The sequence below is a fragment of the Duganella sp. 3397 genome (assembly GCF_031456625.1).
Taxonomy (GTDB): Bacteria; Pseudomonadota; Gammaproteobacteria; order Burkholderiales; family Burkholderiaceae_D; genus Rugamonas; species Rugamonas phyllosphaerae.
Genome location: NZ_JAVDVB010000004.1, coordinates 371,196 through 390,666 on the forward strand (window position 1 = coordinate 371,196; position 19,471 = coordinate 390,666).

At 63.7% G+C, this 19,471-nt stretch carries 21 protein-coding genes; 15 read left to right on the forward strand and 6 right to left on the reverse strand.

Annotated features, from left to right (window positions below; translation table 11 throughout):
• Positions 1 to 25: 25 nt before the first annotated feature.
• Genes J2X54_RS14410 through J2X54_RS14435 form a run of 6 tightly spaced genes read left to right on the forward strand, consistent with a single transcriptional unit; the run spans position 26 to position 4,736 of the window.
• Entirely contained in the window at positions 26 to 694 is a 669-nt protein-coding gene (locus tag J2X54_RS14410; RefSeq protein WP_310181525.1) for a YqgE/AlgH family protein, read from the forward strand.
• 24 nt (positions 695 to 718) lie between these two features.
• A complete protein-coding gene (gene ruvX / locus J2X54_RS14415) occupies positions 719 to 1,108 on the forward strand; it encodes a Holliday junction resolvase RuvX (protein ID WP_310181526.1) in 390 nt (129 codons plus the stop codon).
• 11 nt (positions 1,109 to 1,119) lie between these two features.
• Positions 1,120 to 1,635, forward strand: coding sequence for a bifunctional pyr operon transcriptional regulator/uracil phosphoribosyltransferase PyrR (gene pyrR, locus J2X54_RS14420; RefSeq protein WP_310181527.1), 516 nt, complete (start codon positions 1,120 to 1,122; stop codon positions 1,633 to 1,635).
• Between the two features lie 53 nt (positions 1,636 to 1,688).
• Positions 1,689 to 2,654, forward strand: coding sequence for an aspartate carbamoyltransferase catalytic subunit (locus J2X54_RS14425; RefSeq protein ID WP_310181528.1), 966 nt, complete (start codon positions 1,689 to 1,691; stop codon positions 2,652 to 2,654).
• An 8-nt stretch (positions 2,655 to 2,662) separates the two neighbouring features.
• Positions 2,663 to 3,967, forward strand: a complete 1,305-nt coding sequence (locus J2X54_RS14430; protein WP_310181529.1) for a dihydroorotase — start codon at positions 2,663 to 2,665, stop codon at positions 3,965 to 3,967.
• A gap of 4 nt (positions 3,968 to 3,971) precedes the next feature.
• Positions 3,972 to 4,736, forward strand: coding sequence for a lysophospholipid acyltransferase family protein (locus tag J2X54_RS14435; protein WP_310181530.1), 765 nt, complete (start codon positions 3,972 to 3,974; stop codon positions 4,734 to 4,736).
• A 12-nt stretch (positions 4,737 to 4,748) separates the two neighbouring features.
• Here J2X54_RS14435 and J2X54_RS14440 read toward each other — a convergent pair whose 3' ends face one another.
• A complete protein-coding gene (locus tag J2X54_RS14440; RefSeq protein WP_310181531.1) occupies positions 4,749 to 5,627 on the reverse strand; it encodes a symmetrical bis(5'-nucleosyl)-tetraphosphatase in 879 nt (292 codons plus the stop codon).
• A 141-nt stretch (positions 5,628 to 5,768) separates the two neighbouring features.
• Between J2X54_RS14440 and rfbB the strand changes: the two genes are divergently transcribed.
• The 9 genes from rfbB to waaA all read left to right on the forward strand — a co-directional run bounded on the left by rfbB (position 5,769) and on the right by waaA (position 14,738).
• The gene (gene rfbB, locus J2X54_RS14445; protein WP_310181532.1) at positions 5,769 to 6,842 is read left to right on the forward strand and encodes a dTDP-glucose 4,6-dehydratase; all 1,074 of its coding nucleotides are present in this window, start codon (positions 5,769 to 5,771) and stop codon (positions 6,840 to 6,842) included.
• Positions 6,839 to 7,747: a glucose-1-phosphate thymidylyltransferase RfbA gene (gene rfbA, locus J2X54_RS14450; RefSeq protein ID WP_310181533.1), complete on the forward strand. Its 909-nt coding sequence runs from the start codon at positions 6,839 to 6,841 to the stop codon at positions 7,745 to 7,747. The genes rfbB and rfbA overlap by 4 nt, the downstream gene beginning before the upstream one ends.
• Positions 7,744 to 8,289 (forward strand): dTDP-4-dehydrorhamnose 3,5-epimerase, encoded by a 546-nt coding sequence (gene rfbC, locus J2X54_RS14455; RefSeq protein WP_070248332.1) that lies wholly within the window; start codon positions 7,744 to 7,746, stop codon positions 8,287 to 8,289. The genes rfbA and rfbC overlap by 4 nt, the downstream gene beginning before the upstream one ends.
• The gene (gene rfbD / locus J2X54_RS14460; RefSeq protein WP_310181534.1) at positions 8,286 to 9,146 is read left to right on the forward strand and encodes a dTDP-4-dehydrorhamnose reductase; all 861 of its coding nucleotides are present in this window, start codon (positions 8,286 to 8,288) and stop codon (positions 9,144 to 9,146) included. The genes rfbC and rfbD overlap by 4 nt, the downstream gene beginning before the upstream one ends.
• 243 nt (positions 9,147 to 9,389) lie before the next feature.
• Entirely contained in the window at positions 9,390 to 10,481 is a 1,092-nt protein-coding gene (locus tag J2X54_RS14465) for a glycosyltransferase (RefSeq protein WP_070248327.1), read from the forward strand.
• 65 nt (positions 10,482 to 10,546) lie between these two features.
• Positions 10,547 to 10,861: an H-NS histone family protein gene (locus J2X54_RS14470; protein ID WP_310181535.1), complete on the forward strand. Its 315-nt coding sequence runs from the start codon at positions 10,547 to 10,549 to the stop codon at positions 10,859 to 10,861.
• A gap of 180 nt (positions 10,862 to 11,041) precedes the next feature.
• On the forward strand, positions 11,042 to 12,424 hold the full coding sequence (locus J2X54_RS14475; RefSeq protein WP_310181536.1) for a phosphomannomutase/phosphoglucomutase: 1,383 nt from the start codon (positions 11,042 to 11,044) through the stop codon (positions 12,422 to 12,424).
• A gap of 3 nt (positions 12,425 to 12,427) precedes the next feature.
• Positions 12,428 to 13,450 (forward strand): lipopolysaccharide heptosyltransferase I, encoded by a 1,023-nt coding sequence (gene waaC, locus J2X54_RS14480; RefSeq protein ID WP_310181537.1) that lies wholly within the window; start codon positions 12,428 to 12,430, stop codon positions 13,448 to 13,450.
• Position 13,451: 1 nt separating this feature from the next.
• Positions 13,452 to 14,738: a lipid IV(A) 3-deoxy-D-manno-octulosonic acid transferase gene (waaA, locus tag J2X54_RS14485; RefSeq protein ID WP_310181538.1), complete on the forward strand. Its 1,287-nt coding sequence runs from the start codon at positions 13,452 to 13,454 to the stop codon at positions 14,736 to 14,738.
• 11 nt (positions 14,739 to 14,749) lie between these two features.
• Here the strand turns inward: waaA and J2X54_RS14490 are convergent, their stop codons facing one another.
• The 5 genes from J2X54_RS14490 to glyS form a co-directional block, all read right to left on the reverse strand.
• Complete coding sequence (locus J2X54_RS14490; RefSeq protein WP_071651623.1) at positions 14,750 to 14,929, reverse strand: hypothetical protein; 180 nt, start codon at positions 14,927 to 14,929, stop codon at positions 14,750 to 14,752.
• 81 nt (positions 14,930 to 15,010) lie between these two features.
• The gene (locus tag J2X54_RS14495) at positions 15,011 to 15,937 is read right to left on the reverse strand and encodes a SprT family zinc-dependent metalloprotease (RefSeq protein ID WP_310182074.1); all 927 of its coding nucleotides are present in this window, start codon (positions 15,935 to 15,937) and stop codon (positions 15,011 to 15,013) included.
• 65 nt (positions 15,938 to 16,002) lie between these two features.
• Positions 16,003 to 16,704 (reverse strand): lysophospholipid acyltransferase family protein, encoded by a 702-nt coding sequence (locus tag J2X54_RS14500; RefSeq protein ID WP_371851784.1) that lies wholly within the window; start codon positions 16,702 to 16,704, stop codon positions 16,003 to 16,005.
• Positions 16,705 to 16,769: 65 nt separating this feature from the next.
• Complete coding sequence (gene gmhB, locus J2X54_RS14505; protein WP_310181540.1) at positions 16,770 to 17,357, reverse strand: D-glycero-beta-D-manno-heptose 1,7-bisphosphate 7-phosphatase; 588 nt, start codon at positions 17,355 to 17,357, stop codon at positions 16,770 to 16,772.
• Positions 17,357 to 19,471 carry a glycine--tRNA ligase subunit beta gene (gene glyS / locus J2X54_RS14510; RefSeq protein ID WP_070248309.1) on the reverse strand — a complete coding sequence of 705 codons (2,115 nt, stop codon included), beginning with the start codon at positions 19,469 to 19,471 and terminating at the stop codon, positions 17,357 to 17,359. The genes gmhB and glyS overlap by 1 nt, the downstream gene beginning before the upstream one ends.

Here is a 19,471-nt window from a genome sequence, read left to right on the forward strand (position 1 = left end):
GCCCCGCACACAGAGAGCAATGCGTATGAAGAAGAGCAAAATCGGCAAAACGCTTCCTGTCCCCGGCTTGTTACAGGAAGATCCGTTGGCCCCCGCAGGTTCAGCCGCCACCGAAGGTGACAGCCCGGTCCCGCAACTGAACCTGGCCAATCATTTCCTGATCGCCATGCCTTCCATGCAAGACCCGGTATTCGGCGGCACCGTCGTGTATGTGTGTGAACACAATGAGAACGGCGTGCTGGGCGTGGTGATCAACAAGCCTACCGACATGACCATGCAGGTGTTGTTCGAGCGTATCGACCTGACACTCGAAGGTGACCAGGACAGCGCAGTCGATCAGCCCGTCATGTTTGGCGGCCCGGTGCAGGACGATCGCGGTTTTGTCCTGCACACGCCGGGCCAGCGCTACTCGTCCTCGCTCACCGTCACCGAAGAAGTGGCGTTTACCACGTCGATCGACGTGCTCGAAGCGGTTGCGTCCGGCGACGGTCCGCCGCGCATGCTGGTGTCGATAGGCTATTCGGGCTGGAGCCCGGGCCAGCTCGAGGACGAGATCGGCCGCAATGGCTGGCTCACGGTCGGCGCCGATCCCGAGATCCTGTTCGGCGTGCCGATCGAGCAACGCTACACGGCGGCCATCCGCCTGCTGGGTATCGACCCTTTGATGCTCGCGTCCGAGGCCGGTCATGCGTAAAGCGCTGTACACGGTGACTTCCCGGTGAGCGCGGATACCATCTTTGCCTTCGACTTCGGCGTCAAGCGCATCGGTGTGGCCATGGGCAATACGCTGATCCGCCAGGCCACGCCCGTGAAAGTCATTGCCGCCATCGACAATGCCAGCCGCTTTGCCGCAATTCAATCCCTGCTCGACGAGTGGCAGCCCACGCTGCTGGTGGTCGGCCTGCCGATGCACCCGGACGGTACCCCCCACGACATGACGGCGCGCGCGCGCAAGTTCGCCAACCAGCTGCACGGCCGTTTTAATCTGCCGGTGGAACTGGTCGACGAGCGCTATAGCTCGGCCGTGATCAGCGCCAAACGCGGCGAAGTGATCGACGACCGCGCCGCTGCTATCATCTTGCAACAATATTTCGACGCTCATTTTTGACGCCCTTGAATATGCCTACAACAAACCCCAACCAACTCGATGCCGAAGCGCTGTACGCGACGCTGCTGGCGGACGTCAAGGCCGGCCTGGCCGGCGTGGCCGATGTCGCCATCGTCGGCATCCACTCCGGCGGCGCCTGGATCGCCGAACGCCTGGCAGCCGACCTCGGCCTGTCCGACCGCTGCGGCGTGCTCGACGTCTCGTTCTACCGCGACGACTATGCCAAGAAGGGCCTGCCGGCCGAGGTCAAGCCCACCAACATCACGTTCGATGTGGCAGCGGCCAACATCCTGCTGGTCGATGACGTGCTGTACACGGGGCGCACCACGCGCGCTGCAATTAACGAGCTGTTCGATTACGGTCGCCCGGCGCGCATCATGCTCGCGGCCCTGGTCGATCGCGGTGAGCGGCAGCTGCCGGTCGCGGCCGATTTCGTGGCGGCGCACGTCACCGTGCAAAAAGGGCAGGCGCTGGTCCTCAAGCGCGCCGACGACGGACAATTCACGCTCACCATCGATCACGCATAATCCTCCGCTGAACTCCACGCTCAACTCTACGCTCAACTCCGCGCCCAACCACCATGCTCAATCCGCAACTGAACAAACACGGCGAACTGCAGCACCTGCTGTCGATCGAGGGACTGCCCAAGTCCATCCTCAATCACATCCTCGATACGGCGTCGTCGTTCGTCGGCATTTCCGACCGTGATGTGAAAAAAGTGCCGCTGATGCGCGGCAAATCGGTGTTCAACCTGTTCTTCGAGAACTCCACGCGCACCCGCACCACCTTCGAGATCGCCGCCAAGCGCTTGTCGGCCGACGTGATCAACCTGAACATCCAGGCGTCGTCGGCCAGCAAGGGCGAGTCGCTGCTCGATACCATCGACAACCTGTCAGCCATGCACGCCGACATGTTCGTGGTGCGCCACGCGCAGTCGGGCGCGCCGTACCTGATCGCCAAGCACCTGATGGAAACCAGGCAGTCGCACGTGCACGTGGTCAACGCCGGTGATGGCCGCCATGCCCACCCGACCCAGGGCTTGCTGGACATGTACACGATCCGCCACTACAAGAAAGATTTCACGAATCTGCGCGTGGCCATCGTCGGCGACATCCTGCACAGCCGGGTGGCCCGTTCCGATATTCACGCCCTGACCACGCTGGGCGTGCCGGAAGTGCGCGCGATCGGCCCGCATACCTTGCTGCCGGGCGGCCTCGAGCAGATGGGCGTGCGCACCTTCACCAACATGGATGAGGGCCTGAAGGATGTCGACGTGATCATCATGCTGCGCCTGCAAAACGAGCGCATGAGCGGCGCGCTGCTGCCATCGGCGCAGGAATACTTCAAGAGCTATGGCCTGACGCCCGAGCGCCTGGCGCTGGCCAAGCCCGACGCCATCGTGATGCACCCCGGTCCGATGAACCGGGGCGTGGAAATCGATTCGGCCGTGGCCGATGGCGCACAAGCGGTGATTTTGCCGCAGGTAACTTTCGGGATCGCCGTCCGCATGGCGGTGATGAGCATCGTGGCAGGTACGCAGGGATGAACGCAGGTATGAACAAAATCATTATCAAGAACGGCCAGTTGATCGACCCGGCCAACGGCATCGATGGCCGGCACGATGTCTACATTGTCGATGGCAAGATCGCCGCCATCGGCACAGCACCTGTGGGCTTTACCGCCGACCACACCATCGACGCTGCCGGCCTGGTCGTGGCCCCTGGCCTGGTGGACCTGGCCGCGCGCCTGCGCGAACCGGGTTACGAGTACAAGGCTACGCTGGACTCGGAAATGCAGGCCGCCATGCAAGGCGGCGTGACCAGCCTGGTGTGCCCGCCCGATACCGACCCGGTGCTCGACGAACCCGGTTTGGTGGAAATGCTGAAACATCGGGCCCGTTCGCTGAACCAGGCTCACGTGCACCCGCTGGGCGCACTGACCATGGGCCTGAAAGGCAAGGCGCTCACCGAGATGGCCGAGCTGACCGAATCGGGTTGCATCGGCTTCTCGCAGGCCGAGGAACCGATCGAAGACACCAACGTGCTGCTGCGCGCGCTGCAATACGCGGCCACGTTCGGCTTTACCGTGTGGCTGCGCCCGCAGGATGCGCACATCGGCCGCGGCGGCATCGCTGCCAGCGGCCCACTGGCCTCGCGCCTGGGCCTGTCCGGCGTGCCGGTCATGTCCGAGACCATTGCCCTGCACACGATTTTTGAGCTGATGCGCGCCACCGGCGCCCGTGTGCACCTGTGTCGCATTTCGTCGGCTGCCGGCCTGGAGCTGATCCGTGGCGGCAAGGCCGAAGGCCTGCCGGTCACCTGCGACGTCGGCGCCCACCACGTGCACATGACCGACGCCGACATCGGCTTCTTCGACTCCAATGCCCGCATGACGCCGCCATTCCGCAGCCAGCGCGACCGCGACGCGATCCGCCTGGGCCTGCTCGACGGCACCATCGACGCGCTGTGCTCGGACCACACGCCGGTCGACGACGACGAAAAACTGCTGCCCTTCGGCGAAGCCTCGCCTGGCGCCACCGGCCTGGAACTGCTGCTGTCACTGAGCCTGAAATGGGCCACCGACTACGCGGCCCAGCAAAATACTGGCGCTACCCGTCCTTTGGCGCGCGCGATCGCGCGCATCACGTCCGAGCCGGCCCGCGTGGCCGGGCTGGCAGCCGGTACCTTGTCGGTCGGCGCGGTGGCCGACGTCGTGGTGTTCGATCCCGAAGCACACTGGACGGTGGAGGCGTCGGCCCTGGCCAGCCAGGGCAAGCACACGCCTTTCCTCGGCTACAACCTGGCCGGGCAGGTGCGCATCACCATCGTGGCAGGTCACGTCGCGTTCCAGCGTTCTTGATGGCATGAAGCTGTCGACGATGTTGCGCCTGGCGCGCGTGCTGTTGCACGTGCTGCAAGGCATGGCGATTTGCGCTGTCGTGTTCCCGTGGCTGGGGCAGGAGCGGCGCAACGGTCAGATTCGCCGCTGGTCGCGCAAGTTGCTGTTGCTCTGCAATGTGACGGTGGCGCAGGATGGCGGCGCGTTATCGGGTGCGCCAGCGCCGGTGCTGGCGCAGGCGATGTTGGTATCGAACCATGTGTCGTGGCTCGATATTTTCGTCATCCACAGCCTGTATCCGAGCCATTTCGTGGCCAAGGCCGAAATCCGGTCGTGGCCGCTGGCCGGCTGGCTGGCGCAAAAAGCCGGCACGGTGTTTATTGCGCGTGGCAATCGGCGCGACTTGCGCCTGATTTTCGAAGGACTGGTGGCGACTTTGCAGCGCGGCGAGCGCGTGGCGTTCTTCCCCGAGGGCACCACCGCCTCGCAGGGCGAGTTGCTGCCGTTCCACGCGAACCTGTTCGAAGCGGCGATCGACGCCGGCGTGCCGGTGCAGCCGTTCGCGCTGCGTTACGTCGATGCCAAGGGCGCGCTGCACCATGCGGTCGATTTCATCGGCGAGATGACGTTTGCCGAGAGCATCGTGGCGATCCTGGACGGCCCGCCGGTGACGGCGCGGGTGGCCATCATGCCCGCCATCGCTACCACGGGCGCCCACCGGCGCGAACTGGCCGAGGTGGCGCAACAGGCCGTCGCTGCCGCCCTGGGCGTATCCGCCGGCGTTCACTAGGCTTTCTTTGCACTAGGCTTTCTTCTTGCCTGGCTCCTGGAACTGCGGACATTGCACTTGCAGCAAGCTGCGGTCTTCCAGGCACATGGCAGATAATTGCCCGCCCCATACGCAACCGCTGTCGAGGCCGATCAGGTCGGGCCGCACCGTCAGCCCCAGCGCCGACCAGTGGCCGAACACCACGGTGGCGTTTGCGCTCTGGCGGCCCGGCACCTCGAACCACGGCATCAGCCCGGACGACGGGTCGGCCTTGCCGCTTTCCTTCATCTTGAAGTCCATTACGCCATCGGCATCGCAAAACCGCAGCCGTGTCATGGCGTTGATGATGCAGCGCAGGCGGTCGGCGCCTTGCAGGCGGTCCGACCAGTGCGCCGGTTCATTGCCGTACATCTGTGCCAGGAATTCTGCAAATTCGTTATCGGGACCGCGCAACATGGCGTGCACCTCGTCGGCCAGCGCCAGGGTTTGCTCAGGATTCCATTGTGGCAACAATCCAGCGTGGACCAGGACGTGCTGGCGACCGGCGGCATGGACGCCAATCGCCAGCGGCCGGCGCCGCACCCAGTCGATCAGTTCGTCTCGGTCGGGGGCGGTCAGAATTGCCGACAGGGTGTCGGACTTGTGCTCAGCCCGGATGCCATGGGCCACCGCCAGCAGGTGCAGATCATGGTTGCCCAGCACACTGTCGATGCGACCGTCGCTGGCCAGCGCCAGTTGGCGCACGTGGCGCAGGGTGGCCAGCGAGTCGGGGCCCCGGTTGATCAGGTCGCCGGCAAACAGGATGGCAGGTTCCATGTCACCGCATTCGGCCGCGTGCGCGCGGATGCGGTCGAGCATGGACAAGGCTTGCTCGTGGCAGCCTTGCAGATCCCCGATGACATAGGTTTTCATATTAAATACTCACGGAATCGTTGCTTGGACATTTGAAAATAACGGGGAAATCAGGGCACGATGTCGATTTTTGCCCATCAGCACGGAAGTTTCACATAAAATATCGCCTAATATTAACTAACGCTTGCCGCAGGATACTAAATGATTTTTGTTACAGGTGGTGCCGGTTTCATCGGTTCGAATTTTGTCCTCGACTGGCTGGCCCAGTCCGATGAGCCAGTGATCAACTTCGACAAGCTCACGTATGCCGGCAACCTCAATAACCTGGCGACCCTGAAGCAGGATGCGCGCCACATCTTCGTGCGCGGCGACATCTGCGACCAGGCCCAGGTACTGGCGCTGTTCCAGGAACACAAGCCACGCGCGGTGGTGCACTTCGCCGCCGAGAGCCACGTCGATCGTTCGATCGTGGGTCCTGGCGAATTCATCAACACCAATATCAACGGCACCTTCAGCCTGCTGGAAGCCGCACGCGCTTACTGGTCGGCGCTGCCGGACGCAGAAAAAGCGTCGTTCCGCTTCCTGCACGTGTCCACCGACGAGGTGTATGGCACGCTGGGCCCGGACGATGCTCCGTTTACCGAAACCACCGCGTTTGCGCCCAACAGCCCGTATTCGGCATCGAAAGCCGCCTCGGACCACCTGGTGCGCTCGTACTTCCACACCTACGGCCTGCCGGTGGTGACCACCAACTGCTCGAACAACTACGGTCCGTACCATTTCCCGGAAAAGCTGATCCCGCTGATCATCGCCAACGCCCAGGCCGGCAAACCGCTGCCGATCTACGGCGACGGCCAGCAGGTGCGCGACTGGCTGTACGTGAGCGACCACTGCGCGGCAATCCGCCGCGTGCTGGAAGCCGGCCGCCTGGGCGAGACCTACAACGTGGGCGGCTGGAATGAAATGGCCAACCTCGAAGTGGTCAACACCTTGTGCGACATGCTCGACAAGCAAAAGCCGAAGGCCGACGGCAGCAGCTATCGCGCCCAGATCACCTATGTCAAAGACCGTCCGGGACACGACCGCCGCTACGCCATCGACGCCCGCAAACTCGAGCGCGAACTGGGCTGGAAGCCGGCCGAGACCTTCGAGACCGGTATCGCCAAGACCGTGCAATGGTACCTGGACAACCAGGCCTGGGTCACCGACGTGCAGTCGGGCAGCTATGCCAACTGGGTAGAAACCAACTACTTCAATCGCGAAGGCCAGCAATGAGCGCCCCAAGTAACACCCTGAATCGCAAGGGCATCATCCTGGCCGGCGGTTCCGGCACCCGTTTGTACCCGGTCACGATGGCTGTGTCGAAGCAGTTGCTGCCGATTTACGACAAGCCGATGATTTATCATCCGCTGACGGTGCTGATGCTCGCTGGCATCACCGAAATCCTGCTGATTTCGACGCCGCAAGACACGCCGCGCTTCCAGGATCTGCTGGGCGATGGCAGCCAGTGGGGTATCAAGCTCAGCTACGCGGTACAGCCATCGCCGGACGGCCTGGCGCAAGCATTCATCATCGGCAGGGAATTCATCGGCGATGCGCCATCGGCGCTGATCCTCGGCGATAACATTTATTACGGTAACGATCTCGATGGTTTGCTGCGCAGCGCCAACGACGAGCCGCAAGGCGCGACCGTGTTCGCTTACCACGTACAGGATCCCGAGCGTTACGGCGTGGTGGAATTCGACGACGGCCGCACCGCCATCTCGATCGAGGAAAAGCCGCTCAAGCCAAAGTCGAACTACGCGGTCACCGGCCTGTATTTCTACGACAACAAGGTGTGCGACATCGCCGCCAGCATCAAGCCGTCGCCGCGCGGTGAACTGGAAATTACCGACGTCAACCGCGTCTACCTCGAGCAGAACAAGCTCAAGGTGGAAGTGATGGGACGTGGCATGGCCTGGCTCGATACCGGCACCCATGACTCACTGCTGGAAGCGGGGCAGTTCATCGCCACCATCGAAAAGCGCCAGGGCCTGAAAGTCGCGTGCCCCGAAGAGATCGCCTACCGCAAGGGCTATATCACCGCCGACCAGGTACGCAAGCTGGCCGAGCCGCTGAAGAAAAATAATTATGGCCAGTATTTGCTGCAGATTTTGCAAGATAAGGTTGTTACCCGATGAATGTGATTACTACCCCGCTGGAAGGCGTACTGGTGATTGAGCCACGCGTGTTCGGCGACGACCGCGGTTATTTTTTCGAAAGCTATAACGCCCGTCGTTTCAAGGAATTGTCGGGCGTCGATCCGGTTTTCGTGCAAGACAATCATTCGCGCTCGGCCAAGGGCGTGTTGCGCGGCCTGCATTACCAGATTCAGCAAGCCCAGGGCAAGCTGGTGCGCGTGACCGAAGGCGCGGTGTTCGACGTCGCCGTCGATCTGCGTAAGAGCTCGCCAACTTTTGGCCAGTGGTTCGGTATCGAGCTGTCGGCCGAGAACAAGCGCCAGTTGTGGATACCCGCCGGCTTCGCGCACGGCTTCGTGGTCACGTCCGACGTGGCGTCGTTCCTCTACAAGACCACCGATTACTGGGCGCCGGAATTCGAGCGCGCGGTGCTGTGGAACGATCCGGCGATCGGCATCGAGTGGCCGCTCGACGGCGAACCGCAGTTGTCGGGCAAGGACCAGGTAGCAGCGCTGCTGGCCGACGCCGAGGTCTTCGCATGAAGATCCTGCTGACCGGCAGCACCGGCCAGGTCGGTTACGAGCTGGCGCGCAGTCTGCAAGGCCTGGGCGACGTGGTGGCAGTCGACCGCAACGTCATGGACTTGTCCAACCTCGACCAGGTGCGCGACGTGATCCGTACCGTGCGTCCGCAACTGATCGTCAACCCGGCCGCCTACACCGCCGTGGACAAGGCCGAGAGCGAGCCGGAACTGGCGTATCGCGTCAATGCCGAAGCACCGGGCCTGATGGCGCAGGAAGCCAAATTGCTGGGCGCTGCCATGGTGCATTATTCGACCGACTACGTGTTCGATGGCAGCAACCCCCAGCCGCGCGGCGAGGACGATGTCACCGGCCCGCTCAACGTGTATGGCGCCAGCAAGCTGGCCGGCGAACAGGCGATTGCCGCCGCCGGCATCGATCACCTGATCTTCCGCACCAGCTGGGTGTATGGCATGCGCGGCAAGAACTTCCTGCTGACCATGATGCGCCTGGCCAGCGAGCGCGAGGAATTGAAGGTTGTGGCAGACCAGCATGGCGCGCCGACCTGGAGCCGCACCATTGCCGACACCACGGCCCTGGTGCTGGCGCAAGCCCGGCAGGGCGGTCCGGAGTGGTGGGGTCAGAACAGCGGCGTGTATCACCTCAGTGCACAAGGCCAGACCACCTGGTTCGAGTTCACCCAGGCCATCGTCGAAGCTGCCGGCCTGTCGTGCCGCGTGCTGCCGATCGGTAGCGCCGAATATCCGACCCCGGCTCGCCGTCCGCAATATTCAGTGATGTCGTCCGAACGCCTGGTATCGCGCTTCTGCCGCCTGCCCGACTGGAAGCAGGCCCTGCACCTGTGCATGGGCCAGTAACATCGCAGCAACATGTTACAAATTTGGCGAGTTTGTATCGATTGGTAAGCAAGCAAGCTTTACCGATTTTCCACTGCTAAGATCGCGGCGCACCTTTATGCGCCGCGCATCGCCCCCTCCCTTGCTGCGCGCATAGATCCCCACCAATACACGACGGCTACCGGCGATCCGGTACAATCGCGTTGACGTGCTGACAACCAGGACGTCGGACGTAGCAGGCGCCTTCGGTACCATGGACCATCTATGTTTTCTTTCTTGTTGAGCTTTATCGCTTCCGCGCTCTTGACCTTGTTGGTAATCAAGGAATCGCGGCTGCACGGGGCCGCGCTCGATGACGTGGCCGGCGTGCAGAAAGTGCATGCGCACCGGGTGGCGCGCATCGGCGGATTGTCGATTTTCCTGGCGGTGGCGCTCAGTTCCGCCATTTCCGTCTGGCGCGTGCCCACCATGGGCGCATGGCTGGCAGGCTTGTTGCTGTGCTCGGCGGTAGCGTTCGCCGGCGGCATCATCGAGGATTACACGGGGCGGGTGAGCCCGGCGCGGCGCCTGCTGCTGACCATGATTGCCGCCGGGCTCGGGTTCTTCCTGCTCGACGCCCGCATCGACCGCATCGACTGGCCGTTTGCCGTGCTGGCGCTGAGCCACTGGTGGTTTACCTTGCCGCTGACGGTGCTGGCGGTCTCCGGCATCGCCAACGCGGTCAACATCATCGACGGCTTCAATGGCCTGGCCAGCGTGGTGTGCATCTGCATGTTGCTCTCGCTCGGCTATGTGGCGTTGCAAGTGAGCGATACTTTCGTGCTGGTGGCCGCGCTGATGGTGGCCGGCGCCACCGCCGGTTTCCTGATCTGGAATTATCCGGTAGGGCTGATCTTTCTCGGCGATGGCGGCGCTTATTTCATCGGTTTCATGCTGGGAGAACTGGCCTTGTTGCTGGTGATGCGTAATCCCGAGGTGTCAACCTGGTACGCGGCATTGTTATTAATTTATCCCGCATTTGAAACCCTGTTCTCGGTGTACCGCAGAATGTTTGTTCGCGGAAAATCCCCGGCCATACCCGATGGCATCCATTTGCATAGCCTGATCTTTCGGCGGGTGGTGCAATGGGCGGTGGGGCGCAAGGAAGCGCGGGCGCTGGTGCGCCGCAATTCGCTCACTTCCCCTTATTTGTGGCTGTTCTCGCTCTCGGCAGTGATACCGGCCACCCTGTTCTGGAATAACACGCCGGTGTTAATGGGCTGTTGCCTGGTATTTATGGCCAGCTATATCTGGATTTATGTGCGCATCGTGCGTTTTAAAGCCCCGCGCTGGATGATACGGCATAAGAAACCGTGACTTTTCCGTGATGAGGTAATATATTCTGCCGGCGAAAATAGTTCGTTATCACTTAAAGGATCGACATGGACCTGAGTAAATTAACTTCCGCGCAATTACGTCAATTGCAGGACCAGTTAAAAGATGAATTGGCGCAGCGCGCCACCCAGGGCAGGGCCGAGGCGCTCGAGCAAATCCACGCCATCGCGCGCGGCGTCGGTTTGCCGCTCAAGGAACTGCTGGGCAGCCTCCCCGTGCGTGGTGGCCGTACCGGCCCGGTCGCAGCGCGCTACCGCAATCCGGCCGACGCATCGCAGCAATGGACCGGCCGTGGCCGCCAGCCGAAATGGGTCAAGGACTGGGTCGATGGCGGCAACGATATCGCCGGCCTGAAAATTTAAGTAACTGAAATGTTCGGCTTGCGGCGGCAGGGCTTGCCTGTCGTCGATATCGCACTTACTATGTCACCATTATCGCAGTTTGACATCATGCTTCATCCTGCTGCAGCCACTTCCCTTTAATCCGCTCTTGCTTGACGGTCTGCGCCGCCGGCACTGGCACGACCTGCGCTCCTACACACTATGGTTTCCTTATCCAAAACGATCTTCAAAGCTTACGACATTCGCGGCATCATCGATAAAACCCTCGACGAGGGCGTCGCCCGCCAGATCGGCCAGGCGTTCGGCCAGGCCGCCCTGGCCAAGGGCGAGCATACCGTGGTGATCGGCCGCGACGGTCGTCTCTCGGGCCCGGCCCTGACGGCTGCGTTGGCGCAAGGACTGCAGGCGGCGGGCGCCAATGTGATCGACCTGGGCGTGGTCGCTACGCCGATGGTGTATTTCGGCACCAACGTGCTCGGTGCGGCGTCGGGCATCATGGTCACCGGCAGCCACAATCCCCCCGACTACAACGGCTTCAAGATGGTGCTGGCTGGCGAGGCCATTCACGGTGATTCGATCACAGCCTTGTACCAGAGCATCGTCGATCACGATGGTTCCACGGCCGCCGTGCCGGGCACCTACGCCACCCACGACATCCGCGCCCAGTATCTCGAGCGCATCATCGGCGACGTCAAGGTGTCGCGCCCGATCAAGATCGCCGTCGATTGCGGCAACGGTGTGGCCGGCGCGTTTGCCGGCGACCTGTATCGGGGCATGGGATGCGAAGTGATCGAGCTGTTCTGCGAAGTGGACGGCACCTTCCCCAACCACCATCCCGATCCGGCCCACCCGGAAAACCTGCAGGACCTGATCCGCTGCCTGCAAGAGACCGATGCCGAGATCGGGCTCGCCTTCGACGGCGACGGCGACCGCCTGGGCCTGGTGACCAAGGATGGCCAGATCATTTATCCGGACCGCCAGATGATGTTGTTTGCCGAAGATGTGCTGTCGCGCAATCCTGGCGAGCAGATCCTGTATGACGTCAAGTGCACGCGCCACCTGGCGCCGTACATCGAAAAATCGGGCGGCGTGCCATTGATGTACAAGACCGGCCACTCGCTGGTGAAAGCCAAGCTGAAGGAAACCGGCGCCCCGCTGGGCGGCGAAATGAGCGGCCACATCTTCTTCAAGGACCGCTGGTACGGTTTCGACGACGGCCTGTACGCCGGCGCCCGCATGCTGGAAATCCTGACCAAACAGGCCGATCCGTCGGCGCTGCTCAACGCGCTGCCGCAGTCCGACAGCACGCCAGAGCTGCACCTGCACCTGGCCGAAGGCGAGAACTTCATCGTCATGGACCACCTGCGCGCCAACGCCGAGTTCCCGGGCAATAAGCAGATCATCACCATCGACGGCCTGCGCGTGGAATACGAGGACGGTTTCGGCCTGGCGCGTTCGTCCAACACCACGCCGGTGATCGTGATGCGTTTCGAAGCCGAGACGCCGGCAGCTTTGGCGCGCATCCAGGGCCAGTTCCGCAGCGTGATCCTGGCCGCCAAGCCGGACGCCGAACTGCCGTTCTAACCCATGGTGACGCAAGCGCGCGGCGGCAAGCCGTTGAATATTTTGCTGGTGCGCGTGTCGTCGCTGGGCGATGTCCTGCATAACCTGCCCATGGTGGCAGACATCGCCCGCCACTTCCCGGACGCCAATATCGACTGGGTGGTGGAAGAGGGCTTTGTCAGCCTGGTGCGGCTCAACCCCCGGGTGCGCACCATCATTCCATTCGCATTGCGGCGCTGGCGCAAAAGCCTGGGCAAGCCCGAGACCCGGGCCGAAATCAAGGCATTTTTTCGCACCTTGCGCGCGCAGGAATACGACTATGTGTTCGACACCCAGGGCCTGCTCAAGACCGGCGTGATCATGGGCGCTGCGCGCGTCGTCAAGGGCGGGCGCAAGGTCGGCATGGCCAACGGCAGCGAAGGTTCCGGTTACGAAGGCGTTTCGCGCATCTTCCACAACCTCAGTGTGCCGACCGATCCGCGTACCCACGCGGTGGCGCGTGGACGCATCGTCGCCGGCGCCGCGCTCGGCTACCCTGTCGATACGCCAGCCGACTTTGGCCTGGCGCCGTTCGCTGCCGACACCCCGCGTCCCGACTGGATGCCGGCCGCCTATACCGTGTTCTTCCACGGCACCGCGCGCGACGCCAAGAAATGGGCGCCGCAGCACTGGATCGCGCTGGGCCGCGCCTTGGCGGACGAGCCTGCTCCTATGCCGATCCTGCTGCCGTGGGGCTCACCGAAAGAAAAGGCCGAAGCCGAGCAACTGGCAGCCGGCCTGCCCAATGCGCAGCTGCTGCCCAAGCTGTCGATGGCCGATGCCGTGCTGCTGGCGCGCCGCGCCGACCTGGTGATCGGCGTCGACACCGGCTTGACCCATATCGCCGCTGCATTCGTGCGGCCCACGGTCGAAATTTACGCCGACTCGCCGCGCTGGAAGACCGAGGGCAACTGGTCGCCGCGCATCATCAACCTCGGCGACACCGGCGCACCGCCGACGGTGGCGCAGGTGCTGACCGCCGCCCGCACCCTGCTGGCAGGGGCCTGACATGCGCCTGCTTTATTCGTTGGCGTGGTGGCTGGCGTTGCCGCTGGTGCTGGCGCGCCTGTGGCTGCGCGGGCGCCGCGAACCCGGCTACCGCCAGCATTGGGCCGAGCGCCTGGGTTTTTACGGTAAGGCTGTTTCGTCAGCCGCAGCGCCGGTATTGTGGGTGCACGCCGTGTCGGTGGGCGAGACCCGCGCCGCCGAGCCGCTGATCGATGCCTTGCTGGCCGAATATCCGCACAGCCGCGTGGTGCTGACCCATATGACGCCCACCGGCCGCGCGACCGGTCGCACCCTGTTCGCCAGGCATGGCGCGCGGCTGGTGCAAGCGTACCTGCCGTACGACACCGGCCTGATGGTGTCCAGTTTCATCCGGCATTTCAAGCCGTCGGTGTGCATCCTGATGGAAACCGAGGTGTGGCCCAACCTGATCGCCATTTGTGGCCGGCGCGGTGTGCCGGTGCTGCTGGCCAACGCGCGTCTGTCGCAGCGTTCGCTGGGCAAGGCGCAGCGCCTTGGTGTGCTGATCCGCGAAGCGGCGCAGGGCATCACGCTGGTTGCTGCACAAACCGAAGCCGACGCCGCGCGCGTGCGCACCCTGGGTGTGCCACGCGTGGAAGTAACCGGAAGCATCAAGTTCGACGTGTTGGTGCCCCCAGCGGCGCTGGCCGTGGGCGCCAGCCTGCGTGCCGCTATTGGCACGCGGCCGGTGCTGCTGTGCGCCAGCACCCGCGACGGTGAAGAAGCCCTGATACTGGAAGCGTTTCGCCGCGCCCGCGCGGATTTGCCGGCCAAGACCTTGCTGCTGATCGTGCCCCGTCATCCGCAGCGCTTCGACGACGTGGAAAAACTGATCGGCTGGCAGGGACTGAACGTGCAGCGCCGCAGCACGTTGGAGTTGGGTACGCCGCTGGCGGCCCATATCGACGTGGTGCTCGGCGACTCGATGGGGGAAATGTTTGCCTACTACGACGTATGCGACGTTGCGTTCGTGGGCGGCAGCCTGCTGCCGCTGGGCGGCCAGAACCTGATCGAACCGGCCGCCCTCGGCAAGCCGGTATTGATCGGCCCGCATACCTTCAATTTCGAACTGGTCACGCAGGAAGCGGTGGCAGCAGGCGGCGCCGTGCGCGTGGCCGACGCTCCCGACCTGATGGCGCAGGCAGTAACCCTGCTCAACGACACGGAAGTGCGCAGCGCCATGGGCGCCAAGGCGCTGGCGTTCGCCAACCAGCACCGTGGCGCCACGGCCCGCACGCTGGCTTTGCTGCCAGCGCTGCTCAATCGGTAAACCCGGCGCGGTCACCCGCCACCGATACCCTCGATGACCATGCCGGTGCCGCCGCAATTGGCGCACGAGACGTTATCGCCATCCTGCTCGACCTGGCCACTGCCGTGACAGATCGGGCAGACATCTTCACCGGTGCCGGGCGTGCCGGCGGGCGCGTCGTCACCGGGGTTGAGGGGGGATGTGTTTTCCATGGCAGCCTCGCAAGAGAGTAATGAAGTGTCATTTTGACACGGCGACCTTTTATGCCGCACTCGTTTCGGCCAGGCAAAGCTTTAGCTGAAGAGGACGGGCAATTCCTGGGCCCGCTTGCGCAGCAGGTTGCGGGCGTCGTCGTATTCCGGGTAGATCAGGCCCACCGTGTCCCAGAAGGCGGCGCTGTGGTTCATTTCCAGCGTGTGCGCCAGCTCGTGGGCGACCACGTAGTCGATCAGCGGCAGCGAGAAGTGGATCAGCTTCCAGTTCAGACGGATCTTGCGGTCGGCCGTGCACGAGCCCCAGCGCGTGCCGGCCGACGACAGGCCGAACGAGCTGTAATGCACGCCCAGGCGGTCTGCGTACAGGTCCAGGCGCTGCACGAACAGCTGCTTGGCTTCCTGCTGGTACCAGGCTTTGACCCGTTCCTTCAGGGCGCTCTCGGTGGCGCCCGGCAGCAGCACCATGGTCAGCTCGCGCGTGGCGGCGTCGAAACTGCTGCGGTAGCGGCCGCCGACCAGCAGGCGCAAGGTGATGTCGGCGCCGAGGTAGGGCAGCTGGGCGCCGTCGATCCACTCCACCGGCGGCTTTTGCAGGCGCGCGGCGCGCCGTTCGCGGCGCTCGCGGAGCTTGGCCAGGATCCAGCCCTGCTTGGTGCGGATGGCGTTGTCGATCTCGGTGATGGTCACACGCTTGGGCGCGGTCACGCGCAAGCCGTCGTCGTCGATCATGAAACCGATCGAGCGGCGCGTCGAGCGGCGCAATTCGTATTCGAGGATGAATTCGCCTACTTGCAGCTGGCGCTTGGAGCTGTGTTCAGGTGTTGGCGCCGGCGTGCGGGATTTGACCGGTACTGCAACGGTGGGTGGCGCAACCGGCGCGGCCGGAGTGATATAGGGAGAAACCGGCGGCGGCTTGGCGGCCGGTGGTGGCACCGACCAGACCGGTGCCGTGTACACCGAACGCGGTGGCGGCGCCTCGCGTCCGAACAGGTCGGGCTGGTCGATAGCAGCAGCTGCGGCGGGCGGGGCCGCCGCTGGAGCGGGAGTTGGCTCCGCCTGCGCCTGCGTGGTCAGGTCGTCGAGCCAGCGTTGTAGGCGTGGGGCGAAATGACGCGCATTTCTGATTCTATCCAATTTTCCACCTGTTGCATCATGCCGTCCGGCGTTTGTCCTTCGGAAGAAATAGGCTTGCCTATCGATACTGTAACAAGCCCGGGCCGTTTAATAAAAGAATTTTTTGGCCAGCATTCGCCCGAATTGTGGGCAATCGGCACCACCACCGCGCCGGTGGCGATCGCCAGCCGGGTGCCGCCGCTCTTGTACTTGCCGGTCTGGCCCACGGGAATGCGCGTACCCTCGGGGAACATGATGATCCACTGGCCGTCGGCCAGGCGGCGCTTGCCGATCCGTACCACGTGCTTGAAGGCGTTCTTGCCCTGCTTGCGGTCGATCGGGATCATGCGCATCAGCGCCATGGCCCAGCCGAAGAACGGGATGTACAAAATCTCTTTCTTGAACACGAACACCAGCGGGCGCGGCAGGTTAGGCAGCAGGAAGATGGTTTCCCAGGCCGACTGGTGCTTCGACAGCACCACGGCTGGCGCATCGGGAAAATTCTCGGCGCCGCGAATCTCGTAGCGGATGCCGCAGATCACCTTCAGGCACCAGACGATGAACACGTTCCAGCGCGACGTCACCCAGAAGCGCTTGTTGTACGGCAGCGGCGCGGCCAGGAAGCACACCAGCGACCAGACGATGGTCGCCACGATCATCACGATGGTGAACAGCAGCGAACGTAAAAACAAAATCGGATGACCCAATGCAGACTCCAGATACTTTATTGATTGATGGCAGGCGCCGGCGCCGGTGCAGCCGCGGTTTTAAGCAACTGCGCCACCATGGCGGCCAGGTCGGCAAACACTTGCGTGCCGGGCGGCAGACCGCCGGTGGCCTGGGTTTTCTCGCCCTTGCCGGTCAACACCAGGTACGGTGTGCAGCCGCTGACATAGCCGGCCTGCAGGTCGCGCAGCGAGTCGCCCACCACCGGTACGCCCTTGAGGCTGACCTTGTAGCGCTGGGCGATCTCGGTAAACATGCCCGGTTTCGGTTTGCGACAGTCGCAGTTGTCGGCCGCCGAATGCGGGCAGAAGAACACCGCGTCGATGTCGGCGCCCACTTGCTGCGCCAGGCTGTGCATCTTGTGATGGATGGCGTTGAGGGTGACCATGTCGAACAGTTCGCGGGCAATGCCCGACTGGTTCGACGCGACCACCACCCGGTAGCCGGCCTGGTTCAGGCGCGCGATCGCCTCGAGCGAGCCGGGCACGGGGATCCACTCGGCCGGCGACTTGATGAAGTCGGGCGAGTCGTGATTGATCACGCCGTCGCGGTCGAGGATGATCAGCTTGAAGGCCGGCGCACCCACTACGCCGCCAGCTTCGAAATGTCGGCCACGCGATTCATCATGCCGTGCAGCGACGACAGCAGGGCCAGGCGGTTGTTGCGCAGGGCAACGTCCTCGGCCATCACCATCACGTCGTTGAAGAAGGCATCGACCGCGTCGCGCAGTTGCGCCAGGGTTTTCAGGGCGTCTTCGAAGTCGCCACGGATGAAGGCGGCGTCGATGTCGGGCTGCACGCGCGACACCGCTGCGGCCAGGTTCTGCTCCGCTTCATCCTGCAGCAGGGCCGGATCGACCACGGTGGCGCTTTCGCCGGCGGCAGCCAGCGCAGCCTCGTTCTTTTTCAGGATGTTGGTGATGCGCTTGTTGGCGGCAGCCAGCGAGGCTGCCTCCGGCAGGGCCGCAAAGGCTTTGACCGCTTCCAGGCGCTGGACGATGTCGTCGAGGCGGTCCGGGTGCTGCGCCACGACCGCTTCGATCTCGTTCGGCGAAAAGCCGCGTTCGCGCAGGATGCCGCGCAGGCGGTCCATCATGAAGGCGGACACTTCGCGCGCCGGATCGGTAAAGCCAGCCACGCCGGTGAACTGCTGGGCCGCCGCTTCGAGCAAACCGCTGATCGACAGCATCAGGCGCTTTTCGATCAGCATGCGCAGCACGCCCAGGGCATGGCGGCGCAGGGCGAACGGGTCCTTGTCGCCGGTGGGCTGCAGGCCGATCGACCAGATGCCCACCAGGGTTTCGAGCTTGTCGGCCAGCGCCACGGCGGTGCCGGTGACGGTCGATGGCAGCGCGTCGCCGGCAAAGCGCGGCTGGTAGTGCTCGGACGCGGACAGCGCCACTTCTTCCGGCTCGCCGTCGTTGCGGGCGTAGTAGGTGCCCATGATGCCTTGCAGCTCGGGGAATTCACCGACCATGTCGGTCAGCAGGTCGGCCTTCGACAGCTTGGCGGCGCGGGTGGCCATGGCGGTGTCGCCGCCGATCTGGGTGGCGATGAAGCCGGCCAGGCCTGACACGCGTTCGCTGCGCTCGGCCTGCGTGCCCAGCTTGTTGTGGTAGACGACGTTCTTGAGCAGCGGCAGGCGCGATTCCAGCGTCTTTTTCTTGTCCTGCTCGAAGAAGAACTTGGCGTCGGACAGGCGCGGGCGTACCACGCGCTCGTTGCCGCCGATAATCGCCTGCGGCGTGTCGGTGGCGATGTTGGAGACGATCAAAAAGCGCGAGCGCAGCTTGCCGTCGGCGTCGGTCAGCGCAAAATATTTCTGGTTGGTCTGCATGGTGAGGATCAGGCATTCCTGCGGCACGGCCAGGAATTCTTCCTCGAAGTGGCAGGCGTATACCACCGGCCACTCGACCAGCGCGGTCACTTCGTCGAGCAGCGCTTCGGGCATCAGGACCTGGTCGGCGCCGGCTGCGGCCAGCAGTTCGGCGCGGATCTTTTCCTTGCGCTGGTCCACGCCTGCCAGGACTTTACCTTGTGCTTCGAGCGTGGCGGCGTAGCTGTCGGCGTCATCGATGGTGACGTCGCGCTGGCCGGGAGCGGTCAGGAAGCGGTGGCCTTCGGTGACGTTCGACGCGGTCAAACCCAGCAAGGTCAATGGCACGACGGTGGCGCCGTGCAGCGCGACCAGGCGGTGGGCCGGGCGCACGAATTGCACGGTGGCGCCGTCCGGGCGCTGGTAGCTCATCACTTTCGGGATCGGCAGCTTGGCTACCGATTCCATCAGTGCAGCTTGCAGGCCCGCTTGCAGCGCGCTGCCGGCGGCGGTGTAGGTGTAGAAGAAGCTCTCGGCCTTGCCGTCCTGCGCGCGCTCGAGTTCGGCCACGGTCAGGTTGGGGAAGCCCAGGGCGGCCAGTTTTTTCGCCAGCGGCGCAGTCGGGTTGCCGGCGGCGTCCAGCGCGACCGACACCGGCAGCACTTTTTCGCGGATCGATTTGTCGGGCGACGTGGCGCGCACATTGGTGATGACCACGGCCAGGCGGCGCGGCGTGGCGTACGAGGTGGCGACGCTGTCGGCGTCGAGGTAGTCGCGCGATTTGAGGCCGTTGACGATGCCGTCGGCAAACGCCTTGCCCAGTTTGGCAAGGGCCTTGGGTGGCAGTTCTTCGGTCAGCAGTTCGATGAGCAGGGTTTGAGTCAT